This is a genomic window from Micromonospora avicenniae (genome assembly GCF_900156065.1).
GTDB lineage: Bacteria > Actinomycetota > Actinomycetes > Mycobacteriales > Micromonosporaceae > Micromonospora > Micromonospora avicenniae.
This window is the reverse complement of the sequence record NZ_FTNF01000003.1, coordinates 375,596-394,760: the sequence shown is the minus strand read 5'-3', so window position 1 is coordinate 394,760 and position 19,165 is coordinate 375,596. Positions and strand designations below refer to the sequence as shown.

Below are 19,165 nucleotides of genomic sequence, written 5' to 3'. Positions count from 1 at the left end.
GCGCGCCCGATCCGGGAGCGGGTTGGCAGTCGCCGGGGTGGCGGTGGAGGATACGAGAGTGTCGGCGGAGACGAGGCCCGCGACGGCCGGGGGCCCGGACGGGCACCTCCGGCGCGTCCGCCTGCCCGCCGACCGGCGTACGCCCGCGGCCGCCCGTGCCCTCGTCCGCTCCGTGCTGGCCGAGGCACACCTGGACGAACTGCTCAACGAGGCCCTGCTGCTCACCACCGAGCTCACGACGAACGCGGTGGAACATGCCGGCACGGACCTGGACATCGAGGTCAACGCCGACGACGTCGGGCTGACCGTGACCGTCTCGGATTTCGCGTCCGGCCCGGTCGAGGAACTCATCGTCGGCGTGCGCAACGAGGCCAACGAGATCACCGAGGTGGCCGAGCGGGGCCGCGGACTGCTGCTCGTCGATCACTTCTCCAGCCGGTGGGGCACCACCTACCTGCCCACCGGCAAGGGCGTCTGGTTCCGGCTCGACCGGTCGGGCAGCGCCGACGCCCGGCCGGACGCCACGGCCGCCGCCTCCGGCCCGCCCGGCAACGCTCGGAGCGGCGACGCCACGCCGACAGCCAACTCCGCCCCGAGCGCCGCCGCGGTGAGCGAGCTGATGAAGATCAGCCCCGACACGTACGCGGACGACCCGCTGCCGGACTTCGCCACCAGCCTGCTGGCCCGGGTCGCCGAGATGGTCGGCGCGGCCGGCGGGTTGATCCGGTTGGACCGCGGCGACGGGACGGGCCCCCAGGTGCTGGCCCGCTACGGCCGGCAGCCCCGGGCCGGCAACGAGCTGCTCCACGTGCCGCTGACCGTGCACCGCCCGTACGCCGGTGAGCTTGAACTGGACGCCGCACCGTCGGCGTACGCCGAACCGCTGGCCGTACTCGCGGCCGAGCGGCTCGCGCTGCACCTGGAGAACGACCGGCTGCGCCGGGCCGACGTGCGGCGGCAGGCCTGGCTGACGTTCCTCGCCGAGGCGAGCGAACTGCTCGCCCAGTCGCTCGACGTCGAGTTGACCATGGCGCTCATTCCGCAACTGGTGGTGCCCCGGCTCGGCCAGTGGTGTGCGGTGCACACCACCGACGAGTGGGGGCGGTTGCGGCTCGCAGCGGCCACCCACGCCGACGAGTCGGTCCTGCCACAACTGCACAAGGTGCTCGCCGAGACCGGTCCGGACTCGGTCCAGGCCCGACTGCGTGAGGCGTCCCGCAGCGCCGCACAGGTGCCACTCGGCGGGCCGATGGAAGGCTTCGCCGTACCGCTGATCGCCCGTGGCCAGCGGCTCGGGACGTTGGCCGTCGGCCGGCACCAGCGGCACCGGCACGACCCGGACGAGGTCGCAGTGCTCGAGGACGTCGCCCGCCGGGCCGCGTTGGCGATCGAGAACGCCCGGATTCACGCCGAACGTCGGCGTATCGCGCAGACACTGCAGCAGTCGCTGCTGCCACCCGTGCTGCCGGTGGTCGAGGGGATCGGGTTCGCCGCCGAGTACGTCCCGACCGGGGGCGACGCCGACGTCGGCGGCGACTTCTACGACGTGGTGCCGCTGCCCGACGGGCGGTGGCTGGTGGTGATCGGGGACGTCTCCGGCAAGGGCGTGCAGGCCGCGGCGGTCACCGGGCTGGTCCGCGACGTCATCCGGGTGCTGGTCGGCGACGGCAAGCCACTGCCCGAGGTGCTCACCCGTCTCAACGAGACGCTGGTCGAGCGGGGCGGCGGCCGGTACTGCACGCTGGCGCTGGCGGCGGTCGGCCCGGTCGACGGCGACCGGCTGGACGTCTCCCTGCACCTGGCGGGCCACGACCGGCCGGTGCTGCTGCGCGGCGGGGGCGGAGGCGCCTTCGTCGGTGCTGGCGGCACGGCACTCGGCCTGCTCGACCGGATCAGCACGCCCACCGCCGAGGTGCCGCTGGCACCGGGCGACGCGCTGGTCTTCTACACCGACGGGGTCACCGAACGGCGGCGCGGGCGGGAACTCTTCGGCACCGAACGGCTCCGCGAGGCCGCCATGCCGTTGGCCGGCTACTCGGCCGACGTGGTCGCCGCCCGGCTGCGGGCCACCGCACTAGGCTTCTCGGTCGAGGCCCCCCGCGACGACATCGCGATCCTGGTCCTACGCAACGAAGCGGCCTGACCGGACCGACCCTGCCGCCAGCCATCGCTTGATCGACTCGCTTCATTGAAGTCGCGGCATCCGCCTGCCGCGGACACCCCGACTTCAATGACCTCGTGATCTAAGCGATCTTCCGCCCCGGCTCGCTCCGGCCTGCCGACCAGCATCCCGGCCTGAACGGCGGATCCGGCCGGCGGGCAGCAGACCGTAGGTTGACCTTCATGTCGACTGCCGTGGATGCCGTCGCCGACCTGCCGCGGCTCGTCCGTACCGTCCTGGTCACCCAGCTGGCGGTGGCCGCCGCGTTCGTCGTGGTGGCGGCGCTCTACGTCGGACGGATGGTGACCGCCGGCGTGGGCCCGGCCGAGATGCTGACCGGGGCGTACGACCCGAAGGACCTCGTTCCGTTCGGCCTGCACGCCGCGAACCCGTTCTTCTGGCTGTACGCCGTCATCTCGGTCGTCTACCTGATGGGCACCGCGTTCACCGTGCCGATGGCGGTCTACGCCGTGGCGGTGGCGGCCCGGGACACCGACCGCCTCTCCCGGCGCATCCGGACACTCCTGCTGGTCGGCGCGGGCACCACGACATTTCTCCTGCTGGCCCGGTTCACCCCGGCCGTCGCCGACATGCACAGCTGGTGGCTCGACTGACCGTCGGGCCGATCCACGACCGGAGCCCGCCCGTCCACCACCGGAGCCCGCCCGCGAACGAGAAAGTTCCCGGGCCTTGGTCTACACCGCTCGGTGCCTTCGGCCACCGCCCGGCAGGACGGCGTCAGTCGCCGCCGGGGAGGCGGCCGGGGGCGAGCCGGTGGTGCGGGTCGAGGTGCGCCTTGGCGGCGCGCAGCCGGGGCAGGCCGGTCAGCTCACCCCAGAGGTCGACCTCGCGGCGCACCGGCGCCGGTGCCGACAGGACCACACACCGGCCCTCGCGGGCCAGCAGCACCCCACGGACGGCGGCCAGGATCGACGCGACCCGGTCGGCGGGGAGCGACCCTGGCAGTGCCGCGTGCACCACGCCCAGGCCGGCGGAGCCGCGTACTGGCACCGGGGCGCCGGCCGCGTCGCGTAGCGCGTAGACGGCCGCGTGCAGGTCGGTGATCGGCACCTCGATGCGCAACGCGGTGTCGCCCGGCCCGAACGGGTAGCGCCGCCACCACGGCGGGGCCGAGTGCGTGACCAGAGCACCGTCGATCAGGGACACCAGGTGTTCGGCCCGTTCGACGGCGTCCGCCGGGCCGCCTTCGAGCAGCACCACGACGCTGCCGGCCCGCGACGGGGCGTCCGCCCGCCCGGCCATCGACGGATGCCGCGCGCGGGCCGCGGCTGTCGGGTCGGCCGGGTCGATCGGGCGGCGGGGCCGGGGCAGGGCGGGAAGGTCCAACTCGATCGCGGCCGGGTCGAGGCGTGCGGCGAGGACCGTGCGCACCAGGTCGTGCACTTCGAGCGGCGTCCAGACCGGACGGGAGACCCAGAGACGGGTGGCCGGCACGGCCTGCACCCGCAGGGTGGCCGAGACCAGCACCCCGAGCGCGCCCTGCGACCCGCAGAGCAGGCGCGCCAGATCCAGCCCGGGCGCTCCGCCACCGGCGCTGACCAACTCTCCGTCGGCGGTCAGGTAGCGCAGCCCGACCAACTGGTCGCAGGGGGTGCCGTGCCGGTGCCGCAGCGGACCGGCCTCGCCGGCGGCGAGTACGCCGCCCAGGGTCGCCCCGGGTGAGGGTGCGTCGACGGCGAGCCGTTGACCGGTGCGGTCGAGTGTCGCCTGGACCGCGCGCAGCGGCGTGCCGGCGCCCACCTCGGTCACCGGCGCGCCGACCGGCTCGTGGCCGATCCCGGCGAGCCGGCCGGTGTCGAGCATGATGTCGACCTGCTCGGGCGCGGCACCCCAGTCGATCTTGGTGCCGGCACCGCGTGGAACCACCGTAAGGTCGTGCCGGGCCGCCAGCCGGAGCACCTTGGCCGCCGCCTGCGGGCCACCCGGCACGGCGACCCACCGGGCAGCGCGCCCGGCCACCTCATCGGCCGGGCCCGCGAACCGGGCGAAGGGCGCCCCACAGATCTCCGTGAGCCGTTGGGTGATCTCGAGGGCTCCGGACCGGTCGATGGAACTCGCTGCAGCCGCCATGCCGGTCATCGTACATGTGTTCGAAGAACGTGGCGGGGATTCGGCGCGCGTACCCCGCGACGAGCGGTGGCCGCCGGTAACGTGGCGCCGTGACCACCGAGACTTCCCCGCCCGTGGCCAAGCGGTTGCCCGCCGAGCGCAACCACCACGGCGACCCCGTCATCGACGAGTACGCCTGGCTGGCCACCAAGGACGACCCCGAGACGATCGCCTACCTGACGGCCGAGAACGACTACACCGAGGCGCGTACGGCTCACCTGGCCGGGCTGCGCGAGCAGCTGTTCGAGGAGACCCGGCGGCGCACCCAGGAGACGGACCTGTCGGTGCCGACCCGCAAGGACGGCTACTGGTACTACACCCGGACCGTCGAGGGACAGCAGTACGGCGTGCAGTGCCGGCGTGCCGTCCGCGAGGGCGAGACCGAGCCGCCGATGAGCGCCGACGGAGCCCCGCTCGACGGCGAGGAGGTGCTGCTCGACGGGAACCAACTGGCCGAGGGGCACGACTTCTTCGCGCTCGGCGCGTTCGACGTGAGCCCGGACGGACGCTGGCTCGCGTACTCGACGGACTTCTCCGGCGACGAGCGGTTCACCCTGCGGGTGAAGGACCTGACCACCGGCGAGCTGCTCCCGGACGAGGTGCCGGACACCTTCTACGGCACGGCCTGGTCCATCGACGCGTCGGTGCTCTTCTACGTCACCGTCGACGACGCCTGGCGGCCGCACCGGGTCTGGCGGCACACCATCGGGACGTCGTCCGCCGAGGACGCGGTGGTGCACCAGGAGGACGACGAGCGGTTCTGGGTCGGCGTCGAGCTGACCCGCTCCGAGAAGTTCATCGTCATCGACATCCACAGCAAGATCACCAGTGAGGTGCTGGTGATCCCGGCCGGCAACCCGACCGGGCTTCCGGCGGTCGTCGCGCCCCGCCGGCAGGGCGTCGAGTACACGGTGGAGCACCACGGCCACCGCTTCCTGATCCTGCACAACGACGGCGCGGAGGACTTCGCGCTGGCGTACACCTCGGCGGACACGCCGGGCGACTGGGTGCCGCTCATCGAACACTCTCCGGGCACCCGGCTGGAGGCGGTGGACGCGTTCGAGAACCACCTGGTGGTCTCGCTTCGCACCAACGGGCTGACCGGGCTGCGGGTACTCCCCATCGGTGGCGGCGACGCGTACGACATCGACTTCCCCGAGCCGATCTACAGCGTCGGCCTGGACGCGAACCCCGAGTACCGGACCGGGCAGATCCGGCTGCGCTACTCCTCACTGATCACCCCGGACTCGGTCTACGACTACGACCTGGTGACCCGGCAGATGGTGCTGCGCAAGCAGAAGCCGGTGCTGCCCGGCCCCGACGGGCGGCCGTACGACCCGGCGGAGTACGAGCAGCACCGGGACTGGGCGCTCGCCGACGACGGCACCCGCGTACCGATCTCGCTGGTCTTCCGCAAGGGCACGCCCCGCGACGGATCCGCGCCCTGCGAGCTCTACGGCTACGGCTCGTACGAGGCCAGCATGGACCCGTGGTTCACGGTGGCCCGGCTCTCCCTGCTGGACCGGGGCGTGATCTTCGCGGTGGCGCACATCCGGGGCGGTGGCGAGTTGGGCCGGCGCTGGTACGAGCAGGGCAAGCTGCTGGCCAAGAAGAACACCTTCACCGACTTCGTGGCCTGCGCCCGGCACCTGGTCAAGGCGGGCTGGACGGCGAACGACCGGCTGGTGGCCCGGGGCGCGTCGGCCGGCGGGCTGCTGATGGGTGCGGTCGCCAACATCGCCCCGGACGCGTTCAGCGGGATCGTGGCGCAGGTGCCCTTCGTGGACGCGCTCACCTCGATCCTCGACCCGTCGCTGCCGCTGACCGTCACCGAGTGGGAGGAGTGGGGCAACCCGCTCGACGATCCCGAGGTGTACGCGTACATGAAGTCGTACACGCCGTACGAGAACGTGGCGGCCCTCGACTACCCGGCGATCCTCGCGGTGACCAGCCTGAACGACACCCGGGTGCTCTACCACGAGCCGGCGAAGTGGATCGCCCGCCTGCGCGCGACCGCGCCGCAGGGCGACTACCTGTTGAAGACCGAGATGGGCGCGGGTCACGGCGGCCCCAGCGGCCGGTACGACTCCTGGCGTGAGGAGGCATTCATCAACGCCTGGATCCTCGACCGCCTCGGCCGCGCCTGACGAGCCGGGAAGCGCAGACGCGCCTGCCAAGCCGGGAGGGGTCCGACGGGGCCCCTCCCGGTGCGGAGCACAGACCCGTCAGGCCGGCCCGGCGGTCAGGACACCGGCCAGTACGTCCGGGTCGGCGTTGCCGCCGGTGACCACGACGACCGTCCGACCCTCGGGAAGCTCGTGGCTGTGGAACAGCCGGGCGGCAAGGGCTACCGCGCCGCTCGGCTCCACCACGAGCCGGGCGTCGCGCACCAGGCGACCCATCGCGGCGGTGATCTCCTCCTCGGTCACGGTCACGATGCCGTCGAGGCGTTCCCGCAGGTGGGCGAAGGTCAGCTCGGACAGGTTCGTACGCAGCCCGTCGGCGCTCGTCCGCTGGGTACGTTCGACGTCCCAGACCACCACCGCACCCGCGGCGAGCGATTCCCGGGCGTCGGCGGCGAGCAGTGGTTCGACGCCGATCACCGCGGCTGACGGGCGCAGCGCCTTCACCGCCGTGGCCACGCCCGACGAGAGACCACCGCCGCCCACCGGCACCAGCACCACGTCCACGTCGGGGAGGTCCTCGACGATCTCCAGCCCGACGGTGCCCTGGCCGGCGATGACGTGCGGATCGTCGAAGGGCGGCACCAGCGCGCCGCCGGTCTCCGTGGCGATCCGCTCCGCCTCGACCAGCCGCCGCGCCGGCGGGACGAGCACCACCTCGGCGCCGCGGGCTCGGATCCGGTCGACCTTCACGGCAGGCGCGCCCTCCGGCACCACCACCGTGCAGGGCACGCCCGCGGACCGGGCCGCGTACGCCAGCGCCTGCCCGTGGTTCCCGGACGAGTGGGTGACCACACCGCGAGCGCGGACCGCCGGGTCGAGCCGGGCGACCGCGTGGGTCGCGCCGCGCAGCTTGAACGACCCGACCGGTTGCAAGCTCTCCGGCTTGAGCCACGTCTGCGCGTCCCACGGTGTCGGCAGCAGCGGAGTACGGGTCACGGTGCCGGCGATGTCCGTCGCGGCGGCCCGCACATCATCGATCGAGATCAGCTCCATCGCACCATGCTGCCCGTACCGCCGGTCGTCCGCTGCCCGCCGCGAACGCGGTCGGCCGGGAGAAAGCCCGCGACCAGCCCAGCGCCTACCAGATCCACCACCCGGGCGCGGTCATCCGACCTCGGCGCGCCGCAGTCGTGCGCCACCTAGACTGCCTCGGTGAGCGAGGCCGACGAGCAGCCGGACGGGGCCGACGTACCCCCGGAAGGGACGGCACCCGCCGGCCGACGCCCGGCGTTGGTCATCCTCGCGGTCGTCGTGGCCGCGATCTTCGTCTGCTGCTGCTCGGCACTGGTCGGTCTGCTCATCTCCTGGTCGGCGGGACTGTTCCACCCGGCTGCCTGACGCGCCGGGGTCGACGACCGGACAGCCCGTCCGTCGGGTTCGGTCAGCCCGAGCGGCCGGTGGTGAGCAGGGCCGCCGCCTCACCGGTACGCGCCATGCGTTGCCAGCGCAGCCGGTTGCCGATCACCGCAGTGACCACGGACTGCACCACGACGAGGTACATCACCTGGCGGTAGACGATCTGCTGCAACGGCAGCGCCCACAGCGGGCCGAGGCGTTCGCGGTCCAGTCGCAGCGCGTAGCCGGCGGTCAACGCCTGGAGCAGCAGCAGCCCGAACCAGGACAGCGCCAGCGTCGACCAGGGCAGGAACAGCAGACCGTAGAGGGCGAAGACGTCGACCGCCGGTGCGGTCAACGGCAGTAGGACCTGGAAGACCGTGAGGTACGGCAGGCCCCGCCGGCCCAGCTTGCCGCCCGCCCCCGGCTCGCGCAGCGCGTGGCGATGCTTCCACATCGCCTGCATCGTGCCGTAACACCAGCGGTACCGCTGCCGCCACAGTTGCCGCAGCGTGGACGGCGCCTCGGTCCAGGCGATCGCGGCCTCCTCGTAGACCACCCGCCAGCCCGCCCGCAGCACCTTCATGGTGAGATCCGTGTCCTCCGCCAGGGTGTCGCCCGGCACCCCGCCCACGGAGAGCAGCACCTCACGGCGGAACGCGCCGATCGCGCCCGGAATCGTCGGCATGCACTCCAGCACGTCGTACATCCGGCGGTCGAGGTTGAAGCCGATCACGTACTCCAGGTGCTGCCAGCGGCCGAGCAGCCGCCGGCGGTTGGCCACCTTCGTGTTGCCCGAGATGGCACCCACCGTCGGGTCGGCGAAGCCCTGCACCAGCCGGCGCACGGTGTCCGCCTGGAACACGGTGTCTCCGTCGACCAGCACCAGCAGCCCGGCCCGCGCGACCCGGATCCCGGTGTTCAGAGCCGCGGGCTTGCCGGCGTTCGCCTGCCGGACGACCCGTACGCCGCGCAGCCGCATCCGCTCCACGATGTCGGCGGTACCGTCGGTGGAGCCGTCGTCCACCACGATCACCTCCAGCGCCGGATAGTCGCTCGCCACCAGTGACCGGACGGTCGCGGCGATGTTCGCAGCCTCGTTGTACGCCGGCACGATCACCGAGACCGGCGCACGGACCTCGGGCCGGTGACCGGTACGCCGCCGCACCCGGCGGACGTGCCGCTGGGCGCAGAACACCTGTACGGCGAGCCGGGCCACGCCGAGCACCAGCGCGATGCCGAGCAGCAGGTTCATCCCGGTGGCCACCCGGCCGGCCGCGGCCTGGGTCCAGCGCACCAGTGTGCCGCTGATCCGAGTGCCGGTGCCGGCCGCAACGGCCGACTCGGGCGCGTCGATTCCCGCCGAGACAGTGGTGAACCGGTAGCCCTGCCGGGTGAGCTCCGGCAGCAGCCGGTCCAGCGCGGCCACCGTCTGGTCGCGGTCGCCTCCCCCGTCGTGCATGAGCACCACTGCACCACGGCCGTCGGCCGGGGTGGCCGCCTTGACGATCTGCGCAGCACCGGGGCGCTGCCAGTCACGGGTGTCCAGGTCGGCGAGCACGGCGACATGACCGCTGCCGGCGGCGGTACGCAGCGCGTGGTAGTCCGCCCCGGTCAGCGCGGACGGAAGCGAGGAGTAGGGGGGCCGCAGCAGGGTGACCTCCCGCCCGGTGGCGCTGGCGATCGCCTTGCGGGTCAGGGAGAGTTCCAGCTCTCTGCGCCAAGCGGGCGCGGCGGAGAGATCCGCGTGCGTGAAGGTGTGCGAGCCGATCTCGTGTCCCTCGGCGAGAATCCGCCGCACCAACTCGGGGTGCTCGTTGACCCGGGCACCGACGACGAAGAACGTGGCGTGGGCGTGATGCCGCCGCAGCACGTCCAGCACCTGTGGCGTCCAGCGTGGGTCCGGCCCGTCGTCGAATGTCAGCGCGATGGTCCGGTCCGGCATCGCCCGGCTGACCGGCTCGGGCCGATCCAACCGGAGCACCGGTCCGGCTTCCGTGACGCTCTTCGGCGGGGCCGTCCCATCGGTGGTGCCGGCCTGGCCGGCCGGGCCGGAGCCGCCGCCCAGCCCGGTCACCAGACCGTGCACCGTGAGCGTGGCGAGCAGCAGCACCACGCCGAGCAGGAGGAGGAACCAGTGCGCCCGGGGGTCCCGCCGAGCCACGTGTCGGGGCGGCGGGGTCACTGCGGCTTGCCCGGAGACCTGTTCGGCTTCGCCGTGCTGCGGTGCTCGTCGCCCTGACCGGGATGGTCGGTTCGAGCGGGCTGGGCGGTACGCGAGGCCGGACCGGTGGCGTCCGGAGCCACCGACTGGGCGGGCGTCGGAGCGGATCCGGTCGAGTGGGTGACCGGAGAGGGGCTCGCGGAGGGAGAGGGCCCGAGGTCGGCGCGGCCGTCCAGCCCCGCCTCGATGGGTTGCGCCGGCCGGGAGTCCGGCCAGCCGGGCATCGGCACGGGGGCATCGAAGAAGAGGCCGGCGAGGATCAGCACGATGCTGGCAAGCAGGCCCAGGCCCATGGCTGTCCCGGCGATCACCGTCAGGCGGCGGCGGCGACCGGTCCGGTCGACGAACACCGGCGACGCGGTGCCCGGTTGGTTCTGCATCTGGTGGACTCCCACGGCTGACTCCGCCGAGGCTCGTCCGAGCCTCGGAGAGGGGCCCGGCATGCCGGGCCCCGAGACTCAAAGCGCTCCGCGGGCTCGGGGCGTTACACCGTCAGGTCGTCCTGAGTTCCTCGGTCGCGGTGCTCGACCGGAGGAAGAGCAGGCCGATCCCGACCGTGGCGAGCACGCCGGCCAAGGCGCCGGCGCCGAGCAGCGCCAGTTGTTCCAGCGGTACGTCGGGCACCGCGCGCAGCGCCGCGCTCTCCGTGATCCGGGTGTACTGCTCCCGGGTCGCCGGGTCCGCGCAGAGCGCCTCGCTCGCTTCGCACACCGCGTAGGTCGAGGAACCCCGGACGACATCGCCGAAGAACGCCCGGCCCAGGACCGTGCCGACGGTCAACGCCAGCAGGACCGCCGGAACGGCGGGGAGCACCGCCTGCCAGGCGATCGACCAGCCGAGTGTGCCTCGCGGCACACCGGCCGCCACCAGTGCCGTGTACGAGCGGCGCCGCGCGACGATGCCCTCGACGACGGCGACGAGCAGACCGGTGGCGGCGATCACCAGCGCCACCGCCACTGCGAGGTCCACCAGGCTGATCGTGCTGAGGTAGAACGGGTTGTCACCCACCTCGCCGCCGGCGACTCGGCTCTCCTCCCGCATGAGCCGGTCCTGAGTGACGAAGTAGGAGCGCAGCGCGGCCGCTCCGGCGCCGAAGGTCACCGCCGCCAGCAGGGCGGCGAAGGCACGGCTGCCGGCCCACGGATCGCTCATCAGCCGGCCGGCGGCGAGCAGGGCGGCGGGGTGCCGGGCGTATCTGCGCAGCAGCCTGCCCGTGGTGTACGAGATCCAGCCGGTGCCCGTCACGATGCCGAACATGGCGGCGAGCCCGCCTCCGATGAGCAGCACCAGCGCGAGTCCGACGTACGGTCCGTCCACGGTCCGTCCCAGCATGACCGGCCAGCCGACGATGAATCCGGCCACACCGGCGACGATCAGCATTCCCGCCCAGGGGCCGGGGCCGCGCTCCCGGGCCGCCCGCCGGGTCACGCCCAGCGGCGTGGTGATGACTGGGCGCAGCATCAGCGCGCTGGACAGCCCGGCGACCAGCGGTAGGCCGACCACCACAGCGGCGAACGCCCCGCCGTGCGGCAGCACGTCGGTGGGGAGGGCCAGCTGTCCGCGCTCGTCCGGCCGGTCGAGCAGCTCGCGACCGACCAGGTAGAGGGCCAGACCGGTGAGGGTGCCGAGGAGACTGGCGACCCCGGTCTCCACCATCGCGAGCCGGGTGACCTGCCCCGGGGTGGCACCGGCGAGCCGGAACGCGGCGAGCCGGCGGTCCCGGGCCGGGGCGCCGAGCCGCGCACACTGCCCGGCCAGCGCCAGCACCGGAATCGTGAGCAGCACGAGGGCGAACGCGGTGCCGCCACGCAGCCCCGGCTCCCGCAGGAGTGCGTGCGAGTACTGCTCGGACCAACGGCCCGCGTTTTCGTCCGTGGCTGCCGGGGTGGGGATGGCCAGCACGTTGAGCGCCGCGAACGCGGCCAGCGCGGCCAGCGCGGCGCTGAACGCGGTGAGCAGCACACGTGCGGTGTCGGTGCGGGTCCCGGCCAGCGCGAGCCGGAGCAACGCCGGTGGCTTCATCGGTCGCCGCCGATCAACGGTGCGTCCAGGCCGAGGCCGGTGTGGTCGACCGTTCCGTCGCGGAGGGTCACCTCCCGGTCGGCGTACGCGGCGATGCGCGGTTCATGGGTCACGAGCACGATCGAGGTGCGCTGCTCCCGGGCGACCCGGACCAGCGTGGTGAGCACCTCTTCGCCGGTGAGCGAGTCCAACGCACCGGTCGGCTCGTCGGCGAAGAGCACCCGTGGGCTGGTGACCAGCGCCCGGGCGGTGGCGCACCGCTGCTGCTGCCCGCCGGACATCTCGCCCGGCCGGACGTCGGCCAGCTCCGCCACCCCGAACCGGTGCAGCCAGGTCACCGCCGTCTCCCGCGCTTCTCGCCGCCCCGTGCCGGCGAGAAGCAACGGGAGTGCGACGTTCTCCGCCGCGGTCAGTTCGGCCACGAGCTGGCCGAACTGGAACAGCACCCCGAACTCGGTGCGCCGCAGCTTCGATCGGGCGGCCTCGGACCAGGTGTCGAGCCGTTCACCACGCCAGAGCACCTGACCGGCGTCGGGCCGCAGGATCCCGGCGAGACAGTGCAGGAGGGTGGACTTGCCGCACCCACTCGGCCCGGTCACCGCGAGGATCTCCCCCTCGTCGACGTCGAGCGTCACGCCGCGCAAGGCAGGCGTCCGCCCGTAGGACCTGACCAGGTCAAGAGCCCGTAGCTGGCTCATGCCATACCTCCCGGTGCCAGTCGGCGACGCGGCTCAGCGTGGTTTGCAGCCATCGCAGGTCGGCGTCGAGGTGAGCAATGGCGAAATCGACCGCCACGATGTCGTCGAGGGTGGCGGACGGGGCGTGTTTCAGCGCGGTCAGCTCGCGCAGTCGCGCGGTGTGCGCCTGACGCTGGGCGGCCAGGCAGGCACGGGCCCGGTCCACATCGGCGACCAGCAGCGCCACCGCCACCTTGGCGAGGAGCGTGCTGGCCACGTACGGGAACGGCGGCTCCACCTCGGTCAGCCAGCGGTCCAGCGCGACCCGCCCGTCGTCGGTCAGCGCATAGGTGGTGCGCTCGGGCCCGCCGTCGCGCTCCTGTCCGGTGGGCACCACCAGCCCGTCCCGCTGCAACCGGTTGAGCGTGGCATAGACCTGACCGAAGGCCAGTGGCCGGGCCTGCGGCAGCCGCTCGTCGTGGGCGCGCTTGAGCTCGTAACCGTGCTTGTCGCCGGTCGCGAGCAGCCCGAGCAGGACGTGCGGCATGGACATGCGTCCACTATTCACTCAGTGAATAGTGAGAGTCAATGAACTGAGCCCGCCGACCGCCCTCCGTTTGTGACACGGGTACCGCACGGAGGGCGATCGACGGGCGGGTGGAGTGTGCCGGTCAGTCGACGGCGCTCCAGCGGGGATCGCGGCCGGTCAGGCCGAGCAGCCGGTCCAGCTCGGGCACGGTCGGGTCGGTCGGCACCGGATCGGCGAAGGCACCCATCTGCCGGGCCGTCGGGGCGAGCTGTTCGGTCAGCTGCTGCAGCGCGGCGGTGGCGTTGGGAGCCGGGGCATACGGTTGACCGGTCGCGACGGCCAGGTCCCAGCCGTGCACGGTCAGGTCGAGCAGGACCATCCCGCCCACAGTGGTCTGTGGCATGCCCATCCCGGGCGACACGCCCTCCGAACTCGCCGGGTCGGTCCAGGCGACGATCAACCTGTCGACCTCCACCTCGAACCGGCTCCGCCAGTCGTCGGTGAGGTGGTCCGGCTTCTCCGCCCACGTCACGGCGCGCTTCACAGCCAGGTCCTGGAAGTTGACCACGACCTGGAAGAGATGGTTGAGCAGGTCGCGTACGGAGTAGTCGCGGCACGGCGTCGACAAGTGGAGCTGGTCGTCGGCGATGCCCCGCACCACCGCGACCGTCGGCGGCGCCGCAGCCGTCAGCAGATCGCTAGTCTCTGTGGCCATAGGCCCAGCGTATGAGGGTGGTCTTGAAAAAATGCGACAGCGACCGCGTGGCGACAGCCGGGGAATTCTCGCCCCCGGCCGGCTGCTGCGGCAGGTCCGGTTCCGTCGGCATCTGCCGGCCCCCGCACTACGCCCGTGGGTCGAGCACTACTGGCTCGTCGACTGGGAGCTGACCGAACCGTTCGCGCAGCAGGTCGTACCGCATCCCGCGGTGAACGTGGTCTTCCGCCGCGACGGTGACGGCCCGGAGTCCGGCGAGGTGGCCGGCGTCGGGCTGACCCTCTTCTCGATCACGCTGACCGGCACCGGACGGGTCAGCGGCGTCCAGTTCCGGCCAGGCGGCTTCCACCCGTTCTGGCGGCGCTCGGTCGCCGAACTGACCGGCCGCCGCCGGCCGCTCGCCGACCTCGCCGAGCACTGGCCGCCGGCCCGCGACCACAGCGGCGGCGCCTGCGACGGTACGGACGCCGATCGCTGCTGCCGTCTCGACGAACTGCTCACCGGCTGGAAACCGCAAACGGCGGACCCCGCCACCGACGAGGTGATCCGTCTGGTCGACGAGATCCGCACCGACCGCACGGTGCTTCGGGTGGACGCGTTCGCCCGGCGGCACGGGCTCACCACCCGCCGGCTGCAACGCCTCTTCCTGGACCGGGTCGGCGTCGGCCCGAAGTGGGTGATCCGGCGCTACCGGATCCAGGAGGTCATCGAGCAGGCCGCCGACGGGCCGGCACCGGACTGGGCACGGCTCGCCGCCGACCTCGGCTACAGCGACCAGGCCCACCTCGTGCGGGAGTTCACCGCCGCCACCGGGATGTCCCCAGCCGCGTACACCCGCTCGCTCGCCTGACCCGGCCCGACCCGGCTCGCCCGATCCCCGCGCCCGGACCTCCGGTCCCCGCCCGACACCGGCCTAGACACCAACCTCGACGCCGGACCCGACCTCGATGCCGGCTCCGACCTCGATGGCCGGCCCCCTCGATCCCGATCCCGATGTCGATGCCGGGTCGACACCGGCGTCACGGAGCGCAACGCGGCCTCTCACCCGACCACTCTCACTCGAACACTTTGCTCTGCACCCACATACGCGCCACTAACCCACAGTCACTCCTCGAAGCAACCCGCGCGCCGACCCCAGCTAAAAAGAGTGCAGGTCAAAGCCGTGGTGCGTATTCGGGTGCAGAGCAAAGCGAGCGAGGCGGTGGTGGTCGACCGTGACTCGCGACAACGCTGCGTGTCGGGCGTCCACGATCACGCTGTGCAACCGCAGCGCGAACGGCGCCACGCTCTCACCTGCGGCGCAGGACGACCACCGCGACGTCGTCGTTGATCTCGGGCGGGGCGAGTTCCACCAGCAGCCGCTGGCAGAACCGGTCCAGGTCGTCGTCGACCTGCGCGGCGACGTCCGCCAACGCCGCCAACCCCTCGTCGATGGTCGCGTCCCGGCGCTCGATCAGGCCGTCGGTGTAGAAGACCAACGTCGCCCCGACCGGCAGCACGAACTCCAGGTCCTCCGGGCGATCCGCGCGGACGCCGAGCAGCGGCGCGGAGTGCTGGACGAACTCGACCTTGCCGTCGAGGCTGAGCACCGGCGGCAGGTGGCCGGCGCTGGCCAGCCGGACCCGACCCGTCGCCGGCTCCAGCAACAGCAGGCAGAGGGTCGCCGACTCGTTCGGCAGCAACGTACGCATCAACTCGTTGACCCGGTGCAGGATCGCGCCCGGCTGGTGCCCCTCCACCGCGTACGCCCGGACGGCGTGCCGGAGCTCGGCCATCACCGTCGCCGCGTGCAGCGAGTGCCCTGCCACGTCACCGACGGCGAGGAGCAGGCGCCCATCGAGCATCACCAGCTCGTAGAAGTCGCCGCCCACCTCGGTCCGCGCGCTGGCCGGCTCGTAGCGCACCGCGAGGTCGAGACCGTTGATCTCCGGGAGCCGTCGCGGGAGCAGGCTGCGCTGAAGCGTCACCGCTATGCGGTGCTCCTCGTCGTACGAGCGCTGGGCCTCCACCGCCGCCGCCAGGGCCTGGACGAGCTGCACGAGGGCCGGAGTACGGGCGGTCTGGGTCCTGGTGGGGACCACGACGTAGAGCGGCGGCCGGTCCTCCCGCAGCCGGGCGGCGGCCACCGTCACCGTGTCACCGGCCGGCCAGTCCAGCAACGCCCACTCGGCCGGATCGTTGACCCGGACCGTCGTGCCGACCGGCACGACACTGTCGTCGCGGACCACCCACGGCACGGTCGTGACGTCCAGGCCCCGGCCTGCGGCCACCCCGGCGAGGTACTCGCCGTCAGCGGTCTCGGCGATCACCGCCGCCGGGCTCCTGAAGATCTCGGCGGCACCGGCCGCAGCCGCGCCGAGCAGCTGCCTGAAGGTCGACGCGGCGTGCACCGCGACGGTGGTGTCGGCGAGCGCGAGCATCCGCGCGGCGAGCAGTTCGGCCTGTTGCCGGGCCTGGTAGTAACGCAGCACCGCGTTCGCGGTGGCGATCAGCTCGTCGGGCTCGATCGGCTCGGCGAGGTAGGCGTCCGCGCCCCGCGTCAGCCCCCGGGCCCGGTCCGCCACGTCCACCGCGTGCGCCGACACGTGGATCACCGGCGTGGACGGACGCAAGTTCTTGATCCGTTCGCAGACCTCGAAGCCGTTCACGTCGGGCAGCCGGACGTCGAGGACGACCAGATCCACCTGGTCGGTCTCGACCCGGGTCAGCGCCTCGGTGCCGCTCTCCGCCTCGATCACCTGGAAGCCGGCGCGGGTCAGCCAGCTGACCAGCAGGTACCGCTTGGTCCGGCTGTCGTCGACCACCAGCACGGTCGGCTGGGTGGACACGTCAGGCTCCGCCCACGGGCAGGGTGACGGTGAAGGTACTTCCCCGGCCCGGCTCGCTGGTCAGCTCCAGAGTGCCGCCGAGCAGGGTCACTAGCCGCCGGGCGTACGGCAGGCCGAGCCCGGTACCACCGACGCGTGTCGTCCCCGGCGCCTGGTAGAACTCCTCGAAGATCCGCTCGTGCAGCTCGGGCGCGATACCGGGACCCGTGTCGGTGACCGTCAGCGCCCAGTGGTCGTCCCGTCGCAGCGCGCGCAGCCGCACCTCGCCCCGCTCGGTGAACTTCAACCCGTTGTGAAGCAGGTTGCGCAGCACCTGACCGAGCAGCACCTCGTCGGTGCGCAGCGTGGCGGCGGGCGGCTCCTCCACCACCAACTTCACCTCTGGACGGGTGGCGACCGCGCGCAGCGTGCCGCGCAGCTGCCCGAAGACCGGCCGCAGGTCCACCTCGGCCACGTTCAGCTCGATCCGGCCGGACTCCGCCTTGGCCAGGTCGAGCAGCTCGTTGACCAGGGTGAGCAGATCGGTCGCCGACGAGCGGATCAGCTCCACCTGCTGGGACTGCTCACCGGTCAGTGGATCCGACGCGGAATCGGCGAGCAGCCGGCCGAGCCCGATGATCGCCGTCACCGGCGCCCGCAGCTCATGGCTGACGTTTGCCAGGAACCTGCTCTTGGACTCGCTCGCCGCCCGCAGCTGGGCGGACTTCTCGTCCAGCTCGGCGTAGAGCGCCACCACGCCGCGGTTGGTCGCCTCCAGCTCCTCCGAGAGCTGACCGTAGAGCGCGAGCACCCCGCGGTTCGTCTCCTGAAGCTCCTCGTTCAGCACCGCCAGCTCGTCCCGCTGTTGACGCACCTCGTCGAGGGCCGCGATCAACTGCTGGTTCTGCGCCGCCAACTCGTCCAGGGCGCTGCCCGGGGCGCTCTGGACGAGCTCGGCACGAAGCTCTTCGAGGCGCGCCGGAGTCAGCGCCTGCGCGGTGACCGGGACACGTCGGGACATCCTCACGACCGTATCCCGACCGGCCCCGATCGCGCCCAGGCTGTCCATGAGCCGCACCACAGCGGCGGACTGCGGCTCGTACCGGTCGTGCGGCAGCGGGCGGACCGGAACCAGATCCACCCGCAGGTGTTGCCGGCCGTCGGGCGCCTCGTCGACGTGGAACGTCACGTCCGCGCCGCCGGTCACACCCAGCAGGTCCCGGGCCACCTCGCTGAGCGCGGTGGCCACCCGCACCTGGTCCTGGTGCTCCAGGCCCACCGCCGCGGCGACCTCCCGGCCCCGTTGGCGCACCACGAAGATGTCGTGCTCGACGCGTAGCGGCATCTGGAGCAGCGGCCGACGGCCGGGTGCGGTGCTCATGCGGGTGCCCTCGCCACCAGCACACAGGCGTCGTCCCGCCGGGTGCCCGCTTCCCGCAGCAGCGTCGCGGCGACCACCAGCGGGGAGCGCTCGACGAGCCCCGGGTAGTCGTCGAGCTGCCACCGATCCACCACACCGTCGCTGTGCATCACGAGCAGGGCGCCCGCGTCGAAGGGGTAGTCGTACTCGCGTACCACCGGGCGCTGGTGCCCGGCGATGCCGGGCAGGGAGACCAGACCGCGGCGCCGCCCGTCCGACGCGATCACCTGTCCGGCGATGTTGCCCAGGCCGGCGTAGCGCAGGACACCGGCCGACGGGCCCAGCTCGGCCACCGCCAGAGCGGCTCCCCGGGTGTGCGACATGGACCGGTGCAGGTGCTGCACCACCGCTGCCGGCGGCCCGGCCGGGGCGCGGTGGAAGGCCGCGATCGCCGTGTCGCTTGCGGCGGCGGCCAGCGGGCCGTGCCCCAGCCCGTCGGAGACCAGCACCTGGCGGCGTCCTTCGATCACCCGGACGGCGTAACCGTCCCCGCTGATCGTCTCGCCGCCGAGCGGGCGGGTCAGCCCGCCGACCCAGGGCGTCTCGCCGATCTCCGACGGCCAGACCTGGACGGCGAGGACGGTACCCCGGCCGGGCAGCGAGTAGCCGTCGAACCAGGTGGCCTGCCGGACTATCGCGCCGAGGCCGATGCCGAGGGTGCCGACCGTCGAGTGGCCGTCCCGGGAGGAGGTCGCGAGGTTCGCCATGCCGGGCCCCGAGTCGACGGCGATCAGCTCCACACCCGCCTCGTCCGCACGGCGGACGGGGCGGAGCAGCAGCGCCGGGTCCTCGGCGTGCTTGGCCAGGTTGCTCGTCAGCTCGGCGACGACGATGATCAAATCCGCCGTACGAGCTTCCCCCAGCTCGAGCTGGCGGCCGAGGCGCTCGGCAGCCCGCCGTACGACGCTGCCGGTGCTGCCCGGCTCCATCCGGAACCAGAGCCCGTGGTCGGTGATCGT

At 72.8% G+C, this 19,165-nt stretch carries 16 protein-coding genes; 5 read left to right on the top strand and 11 right to left on the bottom strand.

What is annotated here, in order from left to right; translation table 11 throughout:
• Positions 1-58: 58 nt before the first annotated feature.
• The gene (locus tag BXA10_RS07540; RefSeq protein ID WP_076469000.1) at positions 59-2,143 is read left to right on the top strand and encodes a SpoIIE family protein phosphatase; all 2,085 of its coding nucleotides are present in this window, start codon (positions 59-61) and stop codon (positions 2,141-2,143) included.
• Between the two features lie 200 nt (positions 2,144-2,343).
• Positions 2,344-2,775, top strand: coding sequence for a hypothetical protein (locus BXA10_RS07535; RefSeq protein ID WP_139337907.1), 432 nt, complete (start codon positions 2,344-2,346; stop codon positions 2,773-2,775).
• A gap of 124 nt (positions 2,776-2,899) precedes the next feature.
• Here BXA10_RS07535 and BXA10_RS07530 read toward each other — a convergent pair whose 3' ends face one another.
• On the bottom strand, positions 2,900-4,252 hold the full coding sequence (locus BXA10_RS07530; RefSeq protein ID WP_076469295.1) for an FAD-binding oxidoreductase: 1,353 nt from the start codon (positions 4,250-4,252) through the stop codon (positions 2,900-2,902).
• Positions 4,253-4,341: 89 nt separating this feature from the next.
• Between BXA10_RS07530 and BXA10_RS07525 the strand changes: the two genes are divergently transcribed.
• Positions 4,342-6,438, top strand: a complete 2,097-nt coding sequence (locus BXA10_RS07525) for a S9 family peptidase (protein ID WP_076468996.1) — start codon at positions 4,342-4,344, stop codon at positions 6,436-6,438.
• Between the two features lie 78 nt (positions 6,439-6,516).
• Here the strand turns inward: BXA10_RS07525 and BXA10_RS07520 are convergent, their stop codons facing one another.
• Positions 6,517-7,470, bottom strand: coding sequence for a threonine ammonia-lyase (locus BXA10_RS07520; protein WP_076468994.1), 954 nt, complete (start codon positions 7,468-7,470; stop codon positions 6,517-6,519).
• 159 nt (positions 7,471-7,629) lie between these two features.
• Here BXA10_RS07520 and BXA10_RS07515 point away from each other — a divergent pair, with 159 nt between their 5' ends.
• Complete coding sequence (locus BXA10_RS07515; protein WP_076468992.1) at positions 7,630-7,815, top strand: hypothetical protein; 186 nt, start codon at positions 7,630-7,632, stop codon at positions 7,813-7,815.
• Between the two features lie 43 nt (positions 7,816-7,858).
• Here BXA10_RS07515 and BXA10_RS07510 read toward each other — a convergent pair whose 3' ends face one another.
• The 6 genes from BXA10_RS07510 to BXA10_RS07485 form a co-directional block, all read right to left on the bottom strand.
• Complete coding sequence (locus BXA10_RS07510; RefSeq protein ID WP_245828156.1) at positions 7,859-9,976, bottom strand: bifunctional polysaccharide deacetylase/glycosyltransferase family 2 protein; 2,118 nt, start codon at positions 9,974-9,976, stop codon at positions 7,859-7,861.
• Positions 9,977-9,993: 17 nt separating this feature from the next.
• On the bottom strand, positions 9,994-10,416 hold the full coding sequence (locus BXA10_RS07505; RefSeq protein WP_076468990.1) for a hypothetical protein: 423 nt from the start codon (positions 10,414-10,416) through the stop codon (positions 9,994-9,996).
• Between the two features lie 112 nt (positions 10,417-10,528).
• On the bottom strand, positions 10,529-12,058 hold the full coding sequence (locus tag BXA10_RS07500) for an FtsX-like permease family protein (RefSeq protein ID WP_076468988.1): 1,530 nt from the start codon (positions 12,056-12,058) through the stop codon (positions 10,529-10,531).
• On the bottom strand, positions 12,055-12,756 hold the full coding sequence (locus BXA10_RS07495; RefSeq protein ID WP_076468986.1) for an ABC transporter ATP-binding protein: 702 nt from the start codon (positions 12,754-12,756) through the stop codon (positions 12,055-12,057). Before BXA10_RS07495 ends, BXA10_RS07500 begins: the two co-directional genes overlap by 4 nt.
• Positions 12,734-13,288, bottom strand: a complete 555-nt coding sequence (locus BXA10_RS07490) for a PadR family transcriptional regulator (RefSeq protein WP_076468984.1) — start codon at positions 13,286-13,288, stop codon at positions 12,734-12,736. The genes BXA10_RS07495 and BXA10_RS07490 overlap by 23 nt, the downstream gene beginning before the upstream one ends.
• Before the next feature lie 118 nt (positions 13,289-13,406).
• Positions 13,407-13,979, bottom strand: a complete 573-nt coding sequence (locus tag BXA10_RS07485; protein WP_076468982.1) for a TIGR03086 family metal-binding protein — start codon at positions 13,977-13,979, stop codon at positions 13,407-13,409.
• 31 nt (positions 13,980-14,010) lie between these two features.
• On the opposite strand from BXA10_RS07485, the gene BXA10_RS07480 reads away from it, so the two are divergent.
• Complete coding sequence (locus BXA10_RS07480) at positions 14,011-14,829, top strand: helix-turn-helix domain-containing protein (protein WP_076468980.1); 819 nt, start codon at positions 14,011-14,013, stop codon at positions 14,827-14,829.
• A gap of 439 nt (positions 14,830-15,268) precedes the next feature.
• On the opposite strand, the gene BXA10_RS07475 is transcribed toward BXA10_RS07480, so the two are convergent.
• The 3 genes from BXA10_RS07475 to BXA10_RS07465 are packed head-to-tail and all read right to left on the bottom strand — an operon-like array spanning position 15,269 to position 19,135.
• Positions 15,269-16,807: a SpoIIE family protein phosphatase gene (locus tag BXA10_RS07475; protein ID WP_076468978.1), complete on the bottom strand. Its 1,539-nt coding sequence runs from the start codon at positions 16,805-16,807 to the stop codon at positions 15,269-15,271.
• A 1-nt stretch (position 16,808) separates the two neighbouring features.
• Positions 16,809-18,167 (bottom strand): sensor histidine kinase, encoded by a 1,359-nt coding sequence (locus tag BXA10_RS07470; RefSeq protein ID WP_076468976.1) that lies wholly within the window; start codon positions 18,165-18,167, stop codon positions 16,809-16,811.
• Positions 18,164-19,135, bottom strand: a complete 972-nt coding sequence (locus BXA10_RS07465) for a SpoIIE family protein phosphatase (RefSeq protein WP_076469289.1) — start codon at positions 19,133-19,135, stop codon at positions 18,164-18,166. The genes BXA10_RS07470 and BXA10_RS07465 overlap by 4 nt, the downstream gene beginning before the upstream one ends.
• Between the last annotated feature and the right edge of the window lie 30 nt (positions 19,136-19,165).

Coding starts and splice junctions, on each gene's coding strand:
- BXA10_RS07535 (WP_139337907.1), top strand. CDS start 2,344: ATGTCGACTGCCGTGGATGCCGTCGCCGACCTGCCGCGGCTCGTCCGT.
- BXA10_RS07530 (WP_076469295.1), bottom strand. CDS start 4,252: ATGGCGGCTGCAGCGAGTTCCATCGACCGGTCCGGAGCCCTCGAGATC.
- BXA10_RS07520 (WP_076468994.1), bottom strand. CDS start 7,470: ATGGAGCTGATCTCGATCGATGATGTGCGGGCCGCCGCGACGGACATC.
- BXA10_RS07505 (WP_076468990.1), bottom strand. CDS start 10,416: ATGCAGAACCAACCGGGCACCGCGTCGCCGGTGTTCGTCGACCGGACC.
- BXA10_RS07500 (WP_076468988.1), bottom strand. CDS start 12,058: ATGAAGCCACCGGCGTTGCTCCGGCTCGCGCTGGCCGGGACCCGCACC.
- BXA10_RS07495 (WP_076468986.1), bottom strand. CDS start 12,756: ATGAGCCAGCTACGGGCTCTTGACCTGGTCAGGTCCTACGGGCGGACG.
- BXA10_RS07490 (WP_076468984.1), bottom strand. CDS start 13,288: ATGTCCATGCCGCACGTCCTGCTCGGGCTGCTCGCGACCGGCGACAAG.
- BXA10_RS07485 (WP_076468982.1), bottom strand. CDS start 13,979: ATGGCCACAGAGACTAGCGATCTGCTGACGGCTGCGGCGCCGCCGACG.
- BXA10_RS07480 (WP_076468980.1), top strand. CDS start 14,011: ATGCGACAGCGACCGCGTGGCGACAGCCGGGGAATTCTCGCCCCCGGC.
- BXA10_RS07470 (WP_076468976.1), bottom strand. CDS start 18,167: ATGAGCACCGCACCCGGCCGTCGGCCGCTGCTCCAGATGCCGCTACGC.
- BXA10_RS07465 (WP_076469289.1), bottom strand. CDS start 19,135: ATGGAGCCGGGCAGCACCGGCAGCGTCGTACGGCGGGCTGCCGAGCGC.